Here is a 2,005-nt window from a genome sequence, read left to right on the forward strand (position 1 = left end):
CGAAAAACGCAGTGGCATGGGCAAGCTGCAGACGTTTGTTTATGACTGTGAAAACCGCTTGGTCAAGGCCGAGACGCTGGTCAATGGCAAGCTGGAAAGTACCGGATCGTATCGGTACGACAGCCTGGGGCGGCGGGTTGCCAAGGTTTCAGAGGTCAACGGCAAGACCGAGCAGAAGCACTTTTTGTGGCAAGGCCTGCGGATGCTGCGTGAGGAACGTCCGGGGCAGAGCAGTTTGTACGTTTACGAACCGGGCAGCTATGCGCCGCTGGCGCGGGTCGACCAGGCAGAAGGTGAAGAGCAGCAGCTTTATTACTTCCATACCGACCAGATTGGTACGCCGTTGGAGATGACGGATCGAGAAGGGCAGATTGTCTGGCAGGCGACGTATAAGGCGTGGGGTTCGGTTGAGAAGCTGACGGTCAATGACGTCGAGCAGAACCTGCGGTTTCAGGGGCAGTATTTTGACGATGAGACGGGGCTGCACTACAACACGTTTCGGTATTACGATCCGGAGGTGGGGCGGTTTGTGACGCAGGATCCGATTGGGTTGTTGGGTGGCTTCAATCTTTACCAATACGCTGCAAATTCAATCGCTTGGATCGATCCTTGGGGTTGGAGTGCAAAACCCCCTCACTCACCAGATATATCAAAATGGCTGGAAAAAGGTGGCTCAGTACATTCAGAAATTGAAGGACGGACGTGGGTATACAGTGATTGGGAGGGTAACAGTGTCAGATACCCGAACGGACATCCAGACTTTACACCGTTCGAGCGTCAACAGATTGATGTTCCGGACTTGAAAGGAAATCACGGAAAGAATCCGGGTGGGGATTTCGGAAAGGCCGATGCGCTCGCTCCTAAAGGAAGCGCAGACTATACGAAGAATACTTGGCATCATCATGAAAATATGAAAACGATGCAAGAAGTTCCTAAAAAAATTCACAATAGATTCACTCACTCCGGCGGAGTGAAAAATATGAAATCCACATGCTAAAGTGAGGTGTAGTATGCCAATAGTATATAAGTCAGGTTTAAAATCGTTAGATGTCGATTATATTGAGGCGGAAATCAGTAGGGCGCTTCCAGTTGGATATAGAGAGTTTTTATGTAAAATGAATGGTTTTTATCTGACGGCGCCTGATTACGCACAAATACCGTTAAGCGCTGTAGATGAGGGGGTTATAAGTTTTGATCGGTTTTTTGGGCTTCTGCCTGAGGAAGAGTGTAATGATGTAATTAGTTTTAATAAGGAATTTATTGAGGAGCTAAATTTTCTCGATGAGGCTGTAGCTATCGGTGAGGATGGAGGAGGAAATCCTTACGTAATGGTTGGTCATCGTGGTGAGAAAGGTGTTTATTATTGGGATAGAACACATCTTCATGAGTCTGATTTAAATAATGATTTTGATATCCCAGAGCAGAACGATTGTGGGAACTTGTTTTTTGTCTCCGGAGGGTTTGTTGAGTTCTATAATTTGATTATTAAGTCTGTAGGCGGCGTTCCGAATTTTATAGAAGATATTTAATGGTTCTGATTTGAATCGTGCATTGATAAATTTTATGCTTAGTGTTGAACTTTTAGATAACTAAGCACTATCTTTTGGGCGCGAGTGCCGACCTAACTGATTGGGCGATCATGCTGAGTTAGGAATGAGAATGATGGCTTGGCATGATTTGGCGAGTCGCGTCATTTCAGCCTCGACCGCCAACTGATCAGCGACATCGAGCGCGACGACCTGCACCGCGAAGTCCTGCGACTCAGGGCACCCTCAGCAGCTGCTTCGGCTACGACGCCCTGGGTCGCAAGAGTTGGCAGTTCGCCTCGCGCCTGCCGGCAGAAAAACTCTCGAGAATCCACAACCCCGGCATCCAGCCCGACCTGCTGGTCGAACACGCCTACAACCCGATCCACCGCCGTCACCAGTACGACCCGGCCGGCGAACTGGTCCGCACCCTCGACAAACTGCGCGGCGAGATCAAGTACGAATACGAAGCCAACGGC

2 protein-coding genes and 1 pseudogene are annotated in these 2,005 nt (G+C 49.1%); all 3 read left to right on the top strand.

The window, feature by feature from the left end:
- The coding region (locus KVG88_RS30925) for an RHS repeat-associated core domain-containing protein (RefSeq protein WP_217873641.1) at positions 1-997 on the top strand (997 nt) is incomplete at its 5' end.
- A gap of 13 nt (positions 998-1,010) precedes the next feature.
- Complete coding sequence (locus KVG88_RS30930; RefSeq protein ID WP_217873642.1) at positions 1,011-1,529, top strand: SMI1/KNR4 family protein; 519 nt, start codon at positions 1,011-1,013, stop codon at positions 1,527-1,529.
- A 171-nt stretch (positions 1,530-1,700) separates the two neighbouring features.
- A pseudogene (locus KVG88_RS30935) lies at positions 1,701-2,005 on the top strand (HNH/ENDO VII family nuclease); the annotation flags it as partial.

This window comes from Pseudomonas azerbaijanoccidentalis (genome assembly GCF_019145495.1).
GTDB lineage: Bacteria > Pseudomonadota > Gammaproteobacteria > Pseudomonadales > Pseudomonadaceae > Aquipseudomonas > Aquipseudomonas azerbaijanoccidentalis.